The sequence below is a fragment of the Paenibacillus sp. Paensp111 genome, from assembly GCF_059492195.1.
In genome coordinates, this window is sequence record NZ_CP168527.1 from 3,780,878 (window position 1) to 3,796,724 (window position 15,847).

Genomic DNA, 15,847 nt, shown 5'->3' on the forward strand with positions numbered 1-15,847 from the left:
GCTCTAATCGTCTCCCAAGAAAAGTCTTTGGTATTCTGAAATATCCTGTTTATAGATATACTTCATTGATTTCAAAACTTCATAGACTGCAGGATATAACTTTTCTTCCAAGATAGACTTCCATTTATATCTTTCGGCTTTTGTCTTTGCATTTTGGAATTTTACTTTATCGGCTAATATCTCACTATGGAGATCGTTCAAGAACGTTTTTAAATACATTTCCGAACCACAACCTATGCAATGTTCTCTATTAGGCATGTTACATTCTTCTCCAAATGCCTTTCTGATGCAATATACATCTTCATTCTTCCCAATGCACCTACCATCAGCAATTTCCTTCAATGCATTTTCTACAATCTCTGTTATATTTCCATCATCTATATACATAATTAGTTCCGATATTGTCTGTTTTGCTTTTAATTCGGCCTTTTCATCTGTTATCAATAGCAACTCTATTTCATGCGGTATCATTCCAAGCTCTTTTATGGTTTTTGTTTGTTTGTCTATATGTTTTTTATCAAATTCATCATTATACAAGGCACTGCAAAGTAAATAAGGGACAAAACTACAAACACCTCGTTCAAAAAGAATTCTTGTAATATCATCAACAGAATACCCGTCCATCTTCGCCTTGAGATATTTAGATGTTACTTCTGGTATTGAGCCTAAGCCCCCCTTATGGCTCCTGGCATACGATGCTAGTAAATATCCATTGTTATTATTTTTATCGCCGCTTTCCATGATTCTTTCCATATATGCCTTATTCGCTTTTCTGTTTGATATTAATCTTCCAGCAAATAAACTATTATAATCTGTGCCAAATAATTCGACAGCGTACTTGACATTATTAGGATGCTTGCATATAGGTCTTCCTTCTCCCTCCAATATCGAATGAGCTTCGCATAATGCTAGAAGCATGCCAATTGTTGATCTTAAACCCTCAGGGATATACATTTTTAAATTAGGGGAGCTCTGACGGCTTTTTGATTTTCGTGGCCTTTTACTTTCAAGCCCAATTCTTACTATTAATTCATTAACAAATGGAATCCAAGTTGCATCACTATAATCACGCTCTTTGACCATTCTAATTATCTCGTTCGGCTCAACGTTTAGAGTTACGTGCGGAATGTTATTTACAATATCTGCTTTACGCCAAGCGCAAACATAGTGCATTGCATGATATAACCACGTTGTCGCTAAAGGCTTACTGTCTGATGCTTTAACCAACATGTTTCCTTGTTTCCAATATTCCTCATTAAAAACCATATATGCCAACCTTAAATAAACAGCATCATCATATGCACTATTATCTTTTCTAACTATTCCCACATTTCCATTAAACTGATTAACAATGGAGAAAGAGCATTTTTCCGTTTGTTTTATATCAAATATTAGTTTCGAGAATAGCACGTTGGCATTCTTTGTAATATTATCTGCTGCAAACTCCATATATTTTGTGATTTCATCATCGCTATATTGATTTATGTCTTTTTTACAAGTTAATCTTAAAAAGTTTGCCAGCTCATTAATAGCGTTTTCCATATCGTGAGGGCTATTCTCTGCAAGTTTAATCAAAGCCGTTTTAGTTTTATGATTACTACAAAAAAAATCATCCTCTAAAAGAATTTTAAGTTTCTCAATTTTTGTTTTATTATATAATCTAAGTTTTAAAACGATTTTGCTCTTAAATTGTTCCTTATTGTTTTTATTTATATAAAAAACTATTGGATTATATGGTTTTGAAATTAGTCTGTGTCTTACATTAATTCCGAAATAGTTCAACCCTGAAAAAAAGGAATGAAGTTCACTGTATTTCGCTTGACTCTCTCTACTTGTAAAATCGACCGTTATGTCTTCATTTTCGCTGATACATTCAGCTATAACATCCTTTAAGCCAATCATAGATTTATCTAATTTGTCAGCTTCTTCAAAATCTACTTTAGATATATATGCCACATTCTGATACTCGACAATACTGATCCCCATCGCTTTCATGTTACGCTTCAATGTTGCTGCGGATATACCAAAATGCGCCGACGACATATTTATTGAAATAAATTCAGTTTTATCAATCATTTTATATTCCATAGAAGTCTTCCTTATTAATAGCATTTATAATGTCATTACCAACTTCTTCACTTGCTTTTTGGTAAAGACGCATTATCTCCCCTTTATTTTGTAAATATACAAATGCCGTTTCAAGAGAAGAATCACCGCGCCAGAAAGCAATTCCGTTTATATCTTCACTATTTAATACGAGTTGCACAGTGTACCAATGCCTAAATGCGTGTAACCCCCAATTACTCTCGTTAAGCATCATACCAAACACTTTTAGTTCGATATCGTCAGATCCAAGCAACTCAGGAAGAACAATTTCCCGCATAATATTAACAATCTTTTTGCAATATGACTGTTTAGAAATAGCCATTCTTTTTCCGGTTTTTGCATTTATGCTATTATTAACAAACAACGGAGCCTCTGGTTCTAAATACTTTTCATTTATCATTTTCAAATGCTCTTCATATGCTTCTTGGATCACTTCAAGAAATATCGGATAAACTGATTGCTTGCGTTTAATTTTAATTCCACCAGTTTTCTTCCCGTCGCTCCTTAATACGTATTCATTCAATAAATCGACTTCAAAAGTTTTAAATTTACCATTTTCTTTTACATAGCGGATTCCATTAGGGAAAATACTATTTGCTCTACGAATATTAACGATTTCACCTTCTCTAATCCCCGCACAAAGCTGAAGCAAAACGGCTAATAATAACTCTGGCTCTTGTCGTTTTACTGCTCTTAGAAGGATAGGTATCGCCTTCTGTGGAATATCCCTTAAAAGACCTTTATTTTCGTTTCCTAAATAATTGGCCGTTATCTCATATTCCCAAACAGCGCTGCTTCTCTTCTTACCTGTCATTTTGTTTACACTAGACTCCATCGAAACCTTTTTGACATAAAAATGATCATCATAATCTGATCTTTTTTGATTTAAATTCTTCATGAAATGACAAATAGCAAATCTCTCTTTATCGACAGATTGTCTGCTTGGGTAAGTCCCCATAGAGTTTTTTGTCCTAGCATATTCATTCAAATAGTCCACAACAGATTGAAACGGTATGTCCGAAATTCTTTTTGCGTTATATTTTCCATAATGTATAAAAAGGGCATATGTGAGAAACTTACATACTCTTCTGACGGAATCATTATCAATATAATAAGCATGTTTAGAACCATTAACCGCACCTACATACTTATGGTAGTCGGTCAATCTGATCATTTTTTTATTAAGTTGTAGCGAAATTAAGGACCAATCATGCCTTGTTCCGTTTTCATCTATCCAAGAGTATTGATATGGAGTAAACATCAAATGTTCAGATATCTGGATCTTGTTCATGATACAAATCATTTTCCTCCCTCAGTATACAGGGGTTACGGCGGTCCATTTCTATTCTGACAATTCCTTAAGCTATTCATAAATATTTCCGGACAGGACCGACTTCACTTCTGTATTTATCCAACGTGAGTATTTATCCAACGTCAACCTGTTGATATCCTTCCTTCTGTCGAAAAAAAAGTTAGAAGCTTTGAAAGCATGTATGGAATCCATCCACTGCGTGCCTTCGCATATAACTCTAAGCTTGTGTGAAGTTAGTCTAGTTAAGTCTTTAATAAATACTTCGCGGCCTCGACTGATTTATATCGAACGTCAAACATGTCCATGAACATTGCCAAACGAAGTCATCAACTTATGTAAGTCTATGGGACAGCAGAAACAGTTCGGTCTATATCTTCTCCTGTGTCCCATAACGCGTTGCCCGACAAAAATTTAATGGGAGTCATTTGTTTCTTCTCGATTCCATGCCCGTTCAAATTCATCAACTAATCTGGCGAATTCAACTACATTTGGCTCGAGCCCGAAGGCTCGTTTTAGGTCTTTGTAATGACGAAGAAACACTTCTTTTGCTGTACCGTTTAAATAACCCATTTGCTGCAGTTCAGCAATTACCCCTTGTGCATAATGCTTATACATCGTTCGCCGGCTAGCCCCCCCTCCCACGATTTACACCCCCCTTAATTATTCTTAACTATGCTTTTAGCCAAACTTCCCGATAGATCTTTTCAGCTTCTTCTCTGCTTAGTTCGCTAAGCAACTCCTCAAACGTTATGACGACGTATGCAGCATCCATCGCCTCTGGGAATTGAACTTTTTCAACTGTTGCAATTAAATATCCAATCGCTTGGGCTTGAGTTATTATCATCTAATCATCCTTCCCCTTGCGCATCAATCGATTATTATATTTACTCCTTCACCTTGATGCCTGCTACCATATCTGACCATTCGAACGATCACTAATGCATGCTTAATTCCTTTGATTTTCCCTTTCAAAAAATGATTGTCCTGATCCTCTTGCTGTTCTGCCTCCAGCTCTTCCAAAAATCTTTCAAAATAGATAATTATAGAGTCAATTTCGGAAATACCGTGTTTAAGGTTATCAAAAAACAGAATACTATTTGAGATTGCTGCTTTCTGAAGAATTGCATCATCGGTTTTTAAAAAGCCTTGAATTGACTCGATGTAGTTTTTAAGTGAACCCTCGTTCGAAAGTTCTGCCATATGGTTGTCAAACAAGCTGATCAAATACTGCACTTTTTCTGTTTCATTCAAAAATGACATTTCATCACTCCTCTTGGCACTGGGGCTTTCTCAAGAAATAAAAAATAGACTGCCCTTCAATCAGGAAGACAGTCTGGCAACATCTCGTGTTACTTGATTAGCACCTCATCAATTTTACAAAGTGGGCGTATAATCATATCTAAGCACCACTTTCCTTGCTGATCCTCGGTTTTAAATGCCAGGCCCAAAGCCACATAGAGATCAATAACTTCAACTGTCGATTTCGGATACAGAAACCCATTAAGCTGTAATTTCCGCTTGATCTCAGCCTCCCTTTCATACAAAAACTCAATATCTTCACCTTCATAATCCCTTTCATCTAGGACTTTAACGTCGAGATCAATAAATGTATTCTGTCTAATCCTTTTATCCATAAAAGCGATTGTTTCTTCCCTATTAAAACCGCTTGATATGGAGACGCTAAAAAAGGGTAATAACGTAATACTTGGCATAGGAAGCCATCTCCCCCAACCCCCCTCAAAAAATTGGTTGGGAATTACACATTGCCCTTCGGGTATAAGCCCTAGTTGCGAAAGCCCCCTTACAGTAACCCTGCCATTCGTTATAAAATTCATAGCATCACTCTGAAAAGAACACATGTTCTTCACCCGTCTGGATAATATAAGGCAGTATATCAAGCGGCACTTCGTTTGAAATCCTAAATTGTGAAGACGAGCCGTTTATATTATTAATTTTATTGTAACTTATGCCCACAACCCAGTACTCCTTTTCCCTATCATAATCCAATATATTCTTTACATCCTCCTCGTGAAAGTAATCATTCAGCTCTTCGAACTCATCATTTTTAGGTTGAATGAGTTTTAAAGTATCCCCGTAAAATTCTACTTTCAAAACCTTTTGTTTTTCCTTCTGCTTAAGAATTAGAAACTGAGAGCCTTTGTGAAATATGATTTTCTGAAATCCAACAAGAAATTGTTTAGACGATTGACTCGTTAGAACCAGTGCTTCCACTGATCTGACTTTTTGAATCATTTTCCTCACCTCTAAGCATAATAATATCACTCATTAGTGATTTATACAATTTTAATCACTTATATTGTTATATATTTTTTTGGTGTTAACACTTACCCTTATGTAGGGAGGTTGTATCAATGTCTGAATTAAGAAAATTGATCGGCGAAAAAATTCGTAGCATTCGCAATAATAAAGGTCTGACTTTACTTCAATTAAGCCAACTTACGGGACAGCAACCTTCATATTTGACTGAAGTTGAACTTGGCAAAAGGAATCTCTCCGTTGATTCATTAGAAAAAATCATGGACGCCCTTAATATAAAATCTGGGGAACTTTTTGATTTTCGAGAAATTAATCCAGACTCTCAGGAATTTGAGACTAGATCTATCCTGGAGGTCCACTACCAATTCTTAATAGAGAAAAAAAGCAAAGACGTAAAGATGATCCATAAGATAACAACGGAGATTTTTAAATCTATTGATGCATCTACCGATTCGGAATAGTTATTTTATCCACAAACAAAAAAAAGAGCGATTCCTACTCTTCGGAAGTAGGAATTCGCTTCTTTTCAATCTTTATAGAAAATTATTGATGGTCCATATACGATTATCAAAGCGTCTTGAAGATAACTGCATGGGCATCGGCCCCCCACAACAACAACTTTATACGGTCATAACAACTTCAGCATTGTTTTTGAAATCCCCTGCGCTGTTGAATTTGTTTGGCTTAGTGACTTTTGGGTGACTTAAAGTGACCTTTGGGTGACCTTTGGGTGACCTTTGGGTGACCTCTGGGTGACCTTTGGGTGACTTAAAGTGACCTTTGGTTATTATCAGGGAAAATGAATATTATTGAAAATCCCTGTTGCTAATTATCAGCACAAATGTTCTGTTTTTAAGTCTTTTCCTTTCCGTGTTCCCTTTTTCCAAGAAACTCATCTTCTCTAGCTATTATCGGATCATACCAATCGGCTTTCCTCTTTGCCCATTCGATCCAATGTATAATTTCCCCTGTCAAAGTACCGGACGATTCCAAAGCCGAAATATATGCTCTGATCCTACACGCTATCGCGTAATCTTGAGCTAAATTTGATAAAGCAGCTGTTCGTTCGACCTCAAGCATATAACGTTCTCGGCGCTCTAATCTCAACCTCTCGGCTTCCTCGAGTTTACGACGCTCTTCTTCACGCGCTTCCCGCTCTTTTCGAATTGTTTCAGATGTTTCGTACATTTCGATCAGAAGAGTCTCCAGTTGTCCTTCCACGATAGAAGAGTTGGTATCACGAAATTTTTTTTGATTATGCTTTATATTGATGCACAGCTTCCCGTTAAACACATAATCGTATTTACGTAAATTTGGCTTCGAGGCCCAGGAATACCGTTTTTTATCTTCCTCATATTTACGAAGCTTATTTTCTTCTGACTTTGTTATTACATGATCAACTTTATCCTGCATTTCATATATTTCTAGAGATACTGACTCGTTCCGAATAATAAACGTGAGGGAATCCGTCACTGATCCCCCCAACTGTTCTATAGCATGAATAAGCACTCCAAGGATTCGGTAAACACGAGGAAGTGTCTCTTTCGAAATCACACCTGCTAAAAATGGAGGAGGGGAGTTATATGAACTGTAGTTTTGAAGGCTCCTTTGGGCGCCAATTTCCTTCTTATCGTTCTTGTTCCATTCGCCGACAATACTCCTATGTGAAGTAACTTTAGGATGTAGCTTGGCCTTTTCATAAAGAATCTGTATCCGGCTCATTATTTCAAAAACCTTGTTCCTTTCAAACTCGACGAGGAATGTTAACTTATTTAAAAGGTGATCGTGCACGAATTCAAGATGTGCTCGATTGTCGATATATTGTTCAGGTTTACTTGAATTGGATAGTAACAATGCACCATTATCCAAGCCTGCTTTTAAGACATCATCAGGACTGACATCTGTATAGTTTTGAACTTCTTCATTTTGCTCCATGTACTCAATTTTAGCTTGTAGAATGGCTGCCATATCCTTATTAACTTTCTGTACTCTTATCCGCGGCGCTTTCGCCCGGGGAATAGCAACTTCTTTTATAGAAGAGCCAGGCAGAGGTGGTTTCGATACCGTTTTTCCGAAATTTAACTTTGTCCAATATCCTGAAGGAGGTATGGGCACACTAACCTCTTTACAAAGCTTATATATTAAGCCGTACGATACACCGTACTTTCTAGCCACTCCAGCAAGCGACATCTCCCACACCTCATAATAAAACTGCTCGCGAGACAGGATTATATGTTGTTCCTCGGCCATCACAATGACCTCCTCCTCAAATTCAAAGGATTTCTACCCTATATCCCCTTGTCCGTGTATTTCCCACTCGAATTACCACTATATCTTGTGGAAATACAGATTTAAATACAGGTACTATTTTGATTCATGTAATCATCTTCCTCCCACTATAAATTAATGTTTTCTTTCATTTGCTTCCGTTTTCTTAGATTTAAAACATCGACTTTCCAAAGAGATGGGAAAACCATGCTAGCATGACATATTTTTCTGAAGGAGCCGGTGGCGGGAATAGAGTTTGGAACCCATTTTCCAATCTGTGGATGGCACTTATGGTCGCACCTTGGATATCCACACCATTCCCTCGACGGTTTACCCTCCCATGTCACACTGGGTCTAAGCCCTCACATTCCTTCGTTCTACCTCTCAAGGGGTGGACGCCGCTTCTTGCTCCTTTACTGGGTCGCTGCCCTTATGGATAATGATCTGCGGCTGCTCCGTGCTTCTATTGTCGTTCGTTCAAATCCAAAATCGTGGTAAGCAAAATGTAGATGTTTGAATTAAGCAGCCATCTGAAGCTGGGACTGGCGTACCGGCCCCAAAACATCTGTTGCGTTGTAACGAATTTGTTTGGTCCCCAATGTGTGCAAGACTCGAATGAGCTTTCCACACAGGGCCACAATCGATTGTTTCTTCTTCAGCGGATTCTGACTTCGTTTCGTGTAATAGTGATGCAGGGCTTTAAACTCCTTGTTTTTTGCCACCATGGGCATAACCGCGCGGAACAACAACGCCCGAAGCCGGGATCGTCCCCGTTTGGTTATGGTGGATTTGCCTTTCTTCTTGCCGGAGCTGTTCTCTCTTAGATTGAAACCTGCAAGTCGTATGATCTGTTGACTGTGATCATAGCCTCGCAGATCACCTACTTCAGCTAAAAATCCAGCCAATGTAACCACTCCAACACCCGGAACCGTGAGCATTTCTTCAGTACCTGGGATCTGTTCCAGAAGCTGCTTCACCTGCTGCATGATGTCGTCGCTCTGCCGCGCAAACAGGGTATATTGCTCCAGCAGATCCTTCAACTCGATCTTGGCTGCCGTTAAACCCTCTGTAAGGCCGATCGAGTTCTGAGCGACTTGAACCAGTTTCTCCGCTCGCTTCATGCCAACTGCCCGTTTGACGTCTTGTTTCCACCGTTTCAAAACCATGAAGGCACCAAGCGTGACGACCTCCTGCGGGGTAGGAAATTCCGAAAGTGTGATGAGAGAGGCTTTTCCTTCCCAGTCTGAAAATACCTTGTGGTATTCGGGGAAGAAACGATCCAGCCAATTTTGTATCCGTCTTTGGACTTGGCCCAAGTTCAACATGACCTTTTCCCGATGGTTCATAAGGATCCGTAAATCCGCATAAACGTTCTTCGGAAGCCTTGGCTCCGAATAGTGGCCATTGCGGACGAGATCCGCAATGACCTTGGCATCCTTGTAGTCGTTTTTCGTTGGCGAATTGTCTTCAAGTTCTTTACTCTTGTTCACGTGGTGAGGATTGACGATAACAAGTTTTATGCCCTCAATCTGCAGAAATTCCGCTAGGGTAAACCAGTAGTGTCCAGTCGGTTCGATGCCGAAGATGACGTCGGTCTTGGCATGCTGCCGTTGTAACTCCTTCATCCACGATACTAGTTTTTCCAGGCCGGAACGGTCGTTTTGAAACACACAATCTTTACCCAACTCGATTCCACGGAAGTCGATCCCGCGTGCCACGTGTGTTACTTTAGCGATGTCTGCTCCGATCACTAGGGTATTCTCAGTAATTCGTGTAATCCGTTGATTCTGCTTCTTTGATTGCTTATACTTCATTGTAGAGTGCCTCCTGTGCTGGGATTGTTCTTTGGACGGAACGTTCCCCAGTATACAGAAGGTGCTTTTTTCATTCAAACCTCAAATTAATTCATTACAGGAATAGCTCCCTTATATGGATTTGCTTCAGTCAAATCCCTGTCATATTCAAATCTAATAACAATAACCCCTTCAGACATCTTTCATCTAAAGGGTAGCATTAAAAGTAATGTAGTTGTGTTTTAACAACACCTCCCACCTTAAAGGAGGCATGATCCTTGGGTTTAACAGCAGCTTTCAGCCACGTAGACTAGACTGTTTGATCATATCTGTTATTTTTAGCATAGTACTCTCAAAGTCGTTCTTAACTTCGTGCTCCCAGATTCTCAATACCATCCACCCCAAATTTGAATAATATAGGTTAACTTCATTATCCCTTTCAACATTTCTCTGAAGTTTCTTTTCCCAGTATTCTACGTTTGAAGAAGGCTTATTTCCGTGTACTGGACACGAATGCCAAAAACAAGAATCAATAAAAATAACTATCTTATACTTTTGGATAGCGATATCAGGGTTACCCATGAGCTTTCTAACGTTTTTTCTGAATCTGAACCCCCTATTCCATAACTCCTTTGTAACCTTGCTTTCCAGTGAAGACCCCGTAGAACGTATTGCCCTCATATTTTTTGAACGTTGTTCTTTTGTAAACATATCCATTCTAAATTCCCCCAAGATAGAACCGATTTGCTATCAGTAGAACTTACATTAGGATGAAGAACCAAGTGTTGACAATCTTCCCAGATCAACAAGGACTTTCGACCCTGATTGTCGAATGCAATTGTTGGATCATTAATAACCCATAACCAATATTATTGACAACCGAAACCCACATACAACCAATGTACTGCTTATTTTATTAAGTGGTTTTGAATAGCAATTAGTTGGTGCAACGTAATGAAGTTAAATTATAATAAGCTCAAAGGAGTAATCTAATGAAACTGTTATATTCCAATATTCTGCCTCTTGGTGTACCGGAAGACCAAAACACATTTATTGACTGTTTTAATGAGCAAATTGCAAAAGCAGATCGTGTGGAAATTGCAGTTGGATATGTGTCACGTGCCGCACTAGAGGAGCTTAATTTTCTAGTTGAGAAATATAACATATCTAATATATGCCTCACTATCGGCATGTACTTTATAGAAGGAATGCCAGAAGGGTCATATAACGCTGCCCTCGAACTGAACAGGAAATGGAGGGATTCTGGAATTGGGGAAATTAGGATTGTAAAAGCTTTTAAGTATCACGGCAAATTGTACTGCTTTTATCATGAAGGGCAACCTTTTTCCGCGATCATTGGTTCCGCAAATTTAGGAGCAATCAAAATGGAGGCCAGTAATCGCCGACAATATGAAATCTCTTCGATTACTGTCGATTCTGCCGAGTGCAGAGAAATCGCCGAGTTTATTAAAAAGCTTGGAGAACAGAATTGCTCTTCTAACATTGCTTGCATAGAAGGTATGCCGATAATTAGAGAAATTAATACATCTCTTAGCGGCATCGATAGGGTAACGCAAATCCCTCAAACAGGTGTACAGCTTTATGAAAAACATAAAACAGAAGTCTCATTTGTGTTGCCTTTAAAAGTCCCGGCTTATGATGAACGGCATTTGGATGATGGTAAACATTATACGAAATCAAATATTAACGTCTGCTATGCAGCACCACGAAGCAAGAGAAAATCCCGTGATTGGTATGAGACCCAACTGACCGTAAGTAAAGAGATTACTCGCTCCGACGGATACCCTGAAAAAAATAAAACTTTTTTTGTTGTTACCGATGATGGCTATTGGTTTAAGGCTCATACCACAAGTGACGGTAATAAACAGTTCAGTGCCGTTGGTGATGAACTTATTCTTGGTCGTTGGATTAAAGGTAGACTTGCGGCCGCGGGACTTGTAACACCTGTTAACGATACCCAAGCTGATATTGACCGAAAGGGAATGATAACTAAAGAAATGTTTCAAGCATACGGTTGCGATAGCCTTGTACTTTCCAAAACAGACCAAAAAGCTTTGGACGAAGACGGCTCTGAGCTTGATGTGTGGATTTTATCGTTTGAAACAATAGCTCTGAATGATTGAGAGGTGCCACGCGGCTATGCAATACTTAAAAACATACCTTAGAAAGATTACAGACCGAGGCAATATAAAATTGGCAGAGTCCGTCGCAAAAACTGCTGAAGATATTGGTAATCAATATATTCGTAATTTTTCATTTACAAGTCATGAGATTGGACTGTTGTTCGGGAATGTACAGTCAGGAAAAACGGGCCAAATGTTTGGAATCATATGTAAAGCAACAGACTTAGGTTTGCCTGCATTTATCTTGCTAACAACAGACAATGTTGTTTTACACCAACAAACCTTGGAACGTGTCAGGAACGATCTGGACGGTTTCTGTATTTGCGGCGAGAACGATTCCGGGTTGTTCATTGAGAATAGCCTTCTCAAGCCAGTAATTGTTGTTCTAAAGAAAAATGCACGAGTGCTGAGGCTATGGGCGAATGTATTTAATTCTACGGGATTTATGAAAGGTAATCCGCTCTTCATCGTTGACGATGAGGCAGATGCCGCATCATTGAACACACTTGTAAATAAAAATAGTCAGTCATCGATTAATAAGTATTTGGATTCTATAAAGAATGGTTCATCAAGCAGTTTATATCTACAAGTCACCGCTACCCCTCAAGCTATTTTACTTCAGACGCTCGCTTCAGGCTGGCGCCCTTATTTTTCATACTACTTCCGTCCAGGTGATGGTTATTTGGGTGGGGATTTTTTCTTCCCGAATGCCGGTAAGCCCGAATGTATTGACTATCTGGAGACAATTTCACGACCAACGAGAAATGTTGTTATTCGTCACCTTGTTGTTTCTGCACAGATATTAGCAGCTGGTGGGAAAGTATCAAATTGCCTTTTACATCCAAGCGTGCGGCAAGCTGTCCACCAAAGTTTCGCAGACGATGTAATAAAAGAACTTAGCTGGTGTGTTGAACACATCAATGATGATTTTATACCAGAACTACAAGTTCAGTATGCTTCTTTAGCACCCGAGAAAAGTGCTAAACTTCCTTTCAATGATATCTTGAAGATTATCAGGGGAATGCTGGAGAATAGGAGTATAAAAACCCTTGTCATGAACGGTAAGACAGACGTTGACAGCTCAGAATATGAACGAGGATGTAATTTTATCATCGGCGGAAATACCCTTGGCCGGGGTGTCACATTCCCTGGTCTGCAGACAATTTACTATACAAGAACAAGTAAAAACCCTCAGGCTGACACTATGTGGCAACATAGTCGAATGTTCGGTTACGACAGGGATTCCGGCATGATGAAAGTTTTTATAGAAGAACGACTTTATAAATTGTTTTCGGATATTAACGCTACAAACAATTCCATAATCGCTCAGATAGAGCAAGGCATTGATGATATAAAAATCTATTATCCAATTGGAATAAATCCAACAAGAAAGAATGTGCTTGATAATAAGCATGTTGAGATTATATCGGGTGGAACAAACTACTATCCGTTTTATCCAGATAATGACTCGATTGAAGGTATTTCAAAACTATTAGAATCCTTTTCCGATGATGAGCAATACTATCAAGTTAACTTGAGATTCATTAAAGAGATATTATCACATATTATTCCCAGTCCAGATTTTAAGCTGGGTGCATTCCTTTCTGTAATTGATACTATTCTTTCGGAGCATCCTGCAGGACAAGGTATCCTAATAGTTCGTAGAGAAAGAAATGTAGCTCAAGGAACAGGGGCGCTGTTGTCCCCCAACGACTGGAAATTAGGTGGTACATTCCTCAACAAAGTAGTCCTTACTATGTACCAAGTAACGGGAACTAAGGGATGGGGCGGAAAGGCCCTTTGGGTGCCCAATATTAAACTTCCTCATGACACCATGTATTATGATGTGGTTGAAGATGATCCGGAAGTGTAGGAGGGTCGTCAGGTATGTTCACTAATAATATAGCGCAAAGAATCTTATTTGGTCCTTCTCTTCAGGGAGCAGATACTTTACTGATATTAAGTGGATATGCTACTCCCAATATGGCATCATGGTTGATAAAGGGTTTTCAAGAGCAGAGTATGTCTTCTGTAAACATTTCATTGCTGATAGGAATGGCTCCTTACGACGGGCTTAGTGTTCCTATACATGAGGGATTTAAAGAGCTCCATGGCAAGGCATATCCAAATGCAGTGGAGAGTTTTACCTGCAGCTACGTTTGTGAAAACCCTCCAGTCCACGCCAATTTATACATTTGGCTAAAGGATGGAACGCCAATGTTGGCTTTCACCGGTTCCGCTGATTTTGTACAAAACGCATTTGTTTCATCACGAAAAGAAATCATGGAGTGTTGTGACCCAGACGAAGCATTAATATTTTTTGAGAATATTGAAGCGAATTCTATTTATTGTAACCATTCAGAGGTTGAAGAACATATCGTTCTCCGCCCATCACATCAAATTTTAGACGCAGAAAACCAGCCTATAACCACTCTGGCTGGGGAGGGTATTTTTTCAACAACACTATCTCTTCTTACGAATAAAGGTGATGTTGGAGAAAAGTCCGGTCTAAATTGGGGACAACGTTCGGGGCGAAATAGAAACCAGGCCTATATACATCTTCCTGCACGAATCGCGAAAACAGGCTTCTTCCCACTCAACAAACAACATTTCACTGTAATAACAGACGATGGTCACACACTCCTTTTAAGGGTAGAGCAACAAAACAATAAGGCTATTACTACACCTCTTAGCAATGCTCAACTTGGTGAATATTTTCGAAACCGTTTAGGTCTTGGAAATGGTGCATTCATAACGAAGCAGGACCTGCTGAATTATGGGAGGACAGACATTACCTTTTACAAGATTGATGATGAACAATACTTTATGGATTTCCATGTATAAAAAAGCAGTTACTTTGTTTTGGGACATTCCAACAAAGTAACTGCTTTTTTTATTCTTTTATACTTGGAGTAATACTTTCATATTCAACTCCAGCAAAGCACTTCAAGATTGCCTCGAAAATAATCCTCGCACCTTGGCAAGGTACTGCCATACCAATTTGCTTCCGCACACTTTCTTTACTTCCTAAGAATCTATAGTTATCAGGGAAAGTCTGCAATCTTGCCCGCTCTCTATTAGTCAATGCACGCGGCTCTTCCCAGTGATAAATATGTGTTCCGCCGCCACCGCTTCCTGTAACTGTATAGGAAGGCTTTGTTGGGTCAAGTCTTTTGTATATTTGACTTATTTTCGCACCTGTAACATTAAGCTGTAAATCCTCTGGCAGGTCTGCTGTGAATGCATTCTGGCCAGGAAGGATATGTTCTAGTCTTCTAACAACTGTTGCTGATTGTTTTGTTAATTCATTGTTAAAGGCATCTTCTGGAATAGGGGGATTTTCTATTGCGTTTCTACAAGTATTATCAATTCCGACATATGGAGCAATTGACGGAACTTTGTATTCAACGTTGATATCGTTCCGGATACCTACAATAATCAAACGATGTCTTGCTTGAGGTATACCGTATTCCTCAAATTTATATAGATGAGGAGTGACCTTATAGCCGGCCTCTCTCAATTCTTTGAGAATCATAGTAAAGGCCTTACCATCATTTGCATTTCTAAGCCCTCCTACATTCTCTGCTAAAAACCATTGTGGTCTAAAAATTTTTAAAGCTTTGACCCCATACGAATATAGAGGACCGTAAACTCCATCCATGCCTTTTTGTTCACCAACAACACTGTAATCATTGCAAGGGAAACCAAAGGCCAAAGCGTCTATCGGAGCTAGTTTTGACATATCAAGTTTCCGTATATCCTCATGGTAAACAGTATTAGGTGCATCAGGACAAATATTAAATCTATAAGTTTCACAAGTGTCCGCATCATAGTCATTTGCCCACTGATGGATAATTCTAAATTCGTCATTATCAATACTCGCATTTATGGCCCCCCAAGCTATACCTCCTGGACCACAAAATAACTCTCCAAGCCTAAAAGTCATA

15 protein-coding genes are annotated in these 15,847 nt (G+C 39.0%); 4 read left to right on the forward strand and 11 right to left on the reverse strand.

The annotated features are described in order from the left end of the window. Positions 1 to 3: 3 nt before the first annotated feature. The 7 genes from ACEN86_RS17900 to ACEN86_RS17930 all read right to left on the reverse strand — a co-directional run bounded on the left by ACEN86_RS17900 (position 4) and on the right by ACEN86_RS17930 (position 5,671). A complete protein-coding gene (locus tag ACEN86_RS17900; protein WP_495631844.1) occupies positions 4 to 2,088 on the reverse strand; it encodes a hypothetical protein in 2,085 nt (694 codons plus the stop codon). After that, positions 2,078 to 3,397, reverse strand: a complete 1,320-nt coding sequence (locus tag ACEN86_RS17905) for a site-specific integrase (protein WP_495631845.1) — start codon at positions 3,395 to 3,397, stop codon at positions 2,078 to 2,080. The genes ACEN86_RS17900 and ACEN86_RS17905 overlap by 11 nt, the downstream gene beginning before the upstream one ends. A 432-nt stretch (positions 3,398 to 3,829) precedes the next feature. After that, positions 3,830 to 4,060 carry a hypothetical protein gene (locus tag ACEN86_RS17910; protein WP_495631846.1) on the reverse strand — a complete coding sequence of 77 codons (231 nt, stop codon included), beginning with the start codon at positions 4,058 to 4,060 and terminating at the stop codon, positions 3,830 to 3,832. A gap of 28 nt (positions 4,061 to 4,088) precedes the next feature. Next, positions 4,089 to 4,262 carry a hypothetical protein gene (locus ACEN86_RS17915; RefSeq protein ID WP_495631847.1) on the reverse strand — a complete coding sequence of 58 codons (174 nt, stop codon included), beginning with the start codon at positions 4,260 to 4,262 and terminating at the stop codon, positions 4,089 to 4,091. Between the two features lie 23 nt (positions 4,263 to 4,285). Continuing rightward, positions 4,286 to 4,678, reverse strand: coding sequence for a hypothetical protein (locus ACEN86_RS17920; protein ID WP_495631848.1), 393 nt, complete (start codon positions 4,676 to 4,678; stop codon positions 4,286 to 4,288). A gap of 89 nt (positions 4,679 to 4,767) precedes the next feature. After that, positions 4,768 to 5,277: a DUF6042 family protein gene (locus tag ACEN86_RS17925; protein ID WP_495631849.1), complete on the reverse strand. Its 510-nt coding sequence runs from the start codon at positions 5,275 to 5,277 to the stop codon at positions 4,768 to 4,770. After that, positions 5,258 to 5,671, reverse strand: a complete 414-nt coding sequence (locus ACEN86_RS17930) for a hypothetical protein (RefSeq protein WP_495631850.1) — start codon at positions 5,669 to 5,671, stop codon at positions 5,258 to 5,260. Before ACEN86_RS17930 ends, ACEN86_RS17925 begins: the two co-directional genes overlap by 20 nt. A 119-nt stretch (positions 5,672 to 5,790) precedes the next feature. Between ACEN86_RS17930 and ACEN86_RS17935 the strand changes: the two genes are divergently transcribed. Continuing rightward, complete coding sequence (locus tag ACEN86_RS17935) at positions 5,791 to 6,156, forward strand: helix-turn-helix domain-containing protein (protein WP_495631851.1); 366 nt, start codon at positions 5,791 to 5,793, stop codon at positions 6,154 to 6,156. A gap of 391 nt (positions 6,157 to 6,547) precedes the next feature. Here the strand turns inward: ACEN86_RS17935 and ACEN86_RS17940 are convergent, their stop codons facing one another. The 3 genes from ACEN86_RS17940 to ACEN86_RS17950 all read right to left on the reverse strand — a co-directional run bounded on the left by ACEN86_RS17940 (position 6,548) and on the right by ACEN86_RS17950 (position 10,473). After that, positions 6,548 to 7,945, reverse strand: coding sequence for a hypothetical protein (locus ACEN86_RS17940; protein ID WP_495631852.1), 1,398 nt, complete (start codon positions 7,943 to 7,945; stop codon positions 6,548 to 6,550). 536 nt (positions 7,946 to 8,481) lie between these two features. Beyond that, positions 8,482 to 9,777, reverse strand: a complete 1,296-nt coding sequence (locus tag ACEN86_RS17945) for an IS110 family RNA-guided transposase (RefSeq protein WP_495631853.1) — start codon at positions 9,775 to 9,777, stop codon at positions 8,482 to 8,484. Between the two features lie 276 nt (positions 9,778 to 10,053). Continuing rightward, complete coding sequence (locus tag ACEN86_RS17950; protein WP_495631854.1) at positions 10,054 to 10,473, reverse strand: very short patch repair endonuclease; 420 nt, start codon at positions 10,471 to 10,473, stop codon at positions 10,054 to 10,056. Positions 10,474 to 10,748: 275 nt separating this feature from the next. Here ACEN86_RS17950 and ACEN86_RS17955 point away from each other — a divergent pair, with 275 nt between their 5' ends. From ACEN86_RS17955 to ACEN86_RS17965, 3 genes are read left to right on the forward strand one after another with little or no spacing between them, the layout of a single operon-like run. Next, positions 10,749 to 11,900: a restriction endonuclease PLD domain-containing protein gene (locus tag ACEN86_RS17955; protein ID WP_495631855.1), complete on the forward strand. Its 1,152-nt coding sequence runs from the start codon at positions 10,749 to 10,751 to the stop codon at positions 11,898 to 11,900. Positions 11,901 to 11,916: 16 nt separating this feature from the next. Next, positions 11,917 to 13,773 carry a Z1 domain-containing protein gene (locus tag ACEN86_RS17960; RefSeq protein WP_495631856.1) on the forward strand — a complete coding sequence of 619 codons (1,857 nt, stop codon included), beginning with the start codon at positions 11,917 to 11,919 and terminating at the stop codon, positions 13,771 to 13,773. Positions 13,774 to 13,787: 14 nt separating this feature from the next. Further along, positions 13,788 to 14,744: a restriction endonuclease PLD domain-containing protein gene (locus tag ACEN86_RS17965; RefSeq protein WP_495631857.1), complete on the forward strand. Its 957-nt coding sequence runs from the start codon at positions 13,788 to 13,790 to the stop codon at positions 14,742 to 14,744. A gap of 49 nt (positions 14,745 to 14,793) precedes the next feature. Here the strand turns inward: ACEN86_RS17965 and ACEN86_RS17970 are convergent, their stop codons facing one another. Further along, a complete protein-coding gene (locus tag ACEN86_RS17970) occupies positions 14,794 to 15,846 on the reverse strand; it encodes a DNA cytosine methyltransferase (protein WP_495631858.1) in 1,053 nt (350 codons plus the stop codon). Position 15,847 lies beyond the last annotated feature (1 nt).

Coding starts and splice junctions, on each gene's coding strand:
- ACEN86_RS17915 (WP_495631847.1), bottom strand. CDS start 4,262: ATGATAATAACTCAAGCCCAAGCGATTGGATATTTAATTGCAACAGTT.
- ACEN86_RS17960 (WP_495631856.1), top strand. CDS start 11,917: ATGCAATACTTAAAAACATACCTTAGAAAGATTACAGACCGAGGCAAT.
- ACEN86_RS17965 (WP_495631857.1), top strand. CDS start 13,788: ATGTTCACTAATAATATAGCGCAAAGAATCTTATTTGGTCCTTCTCTT.
- ACEN86_RS17930 (WP_495631850.1), bottom strand. CDS start 5,671: ATGATTCAAAAAGTCAGATCAGTGGAAGCACTGGTTCTAACGAGTCAA.
- ACEN86_RS17950 (WP_495631854.1), bottom strand. CDS start 10,473: ATGGATATGTTTACAAAAGAACAACGTTCAAAAAATATGAGGGCAATA.
- ACEN86_RS17935 (WP_495631851.1), top strand. CDS start 5,791: ATGTCTGAATTAAGAAAATTGATCGGCGAAAAAATTCGTAGCATTCGC.
- ACEN86_RS17900 (WP_495631844.1), bottom strand. CDS start 2,088: ATGGAATATAAAATGATTGATAAAACTGAATTTATTTCAATAAATATG.
- ACEN86_RS17920 (WP_495631848.1), bottom strand. CDS start 4,678: ATGTCATTTTTGAATGAAACAGAAAAAGTGCAGTATTTGATCAGCTTG.
- ACEN86_RS17945 (WP_495631853.1), bottom strand. CDS start 9,777: ATGAAGTATAAGCAATCAAAGAAGCAGAATCAACGGATTACACGAATT.
- ACEN86_RS17925 (WP_495631849.1), bottom strand. CDS start 5,277: ATGTGTTCTTTTCAGAGTGATGCTATGAATTTTATAACGAATGGCAGG.
- ACEN86_RS17905 (WP_495631845.1), bottom strand. CDS start 3,397: ATGAACAAGATCCAGATATCTGAACATTTGATGTTTACTCCATATCAA.
- ACEN86_RS17940 (WP_495631852.1), bottom strand. CDS start 7,945: ATGGCCGAGGAACAACATATAATCCTGTCTCGCGAGCAGTTTTATTAT.
- ACEN86_RS17955 (WP_495631855.1), top strand. CDS start 10,749: ATGAAACTGTTATATTCCAATATTCTGCCTCTTGGTGTACCGGAAGAC.
- ACEN86_RS17970 (WP_495631858.1), bottom strand. CDS start 15,846: ATGACTTTTAGGCTTGGAGAGTTATTTTGTGGTCCAGGAGGTATAGCT.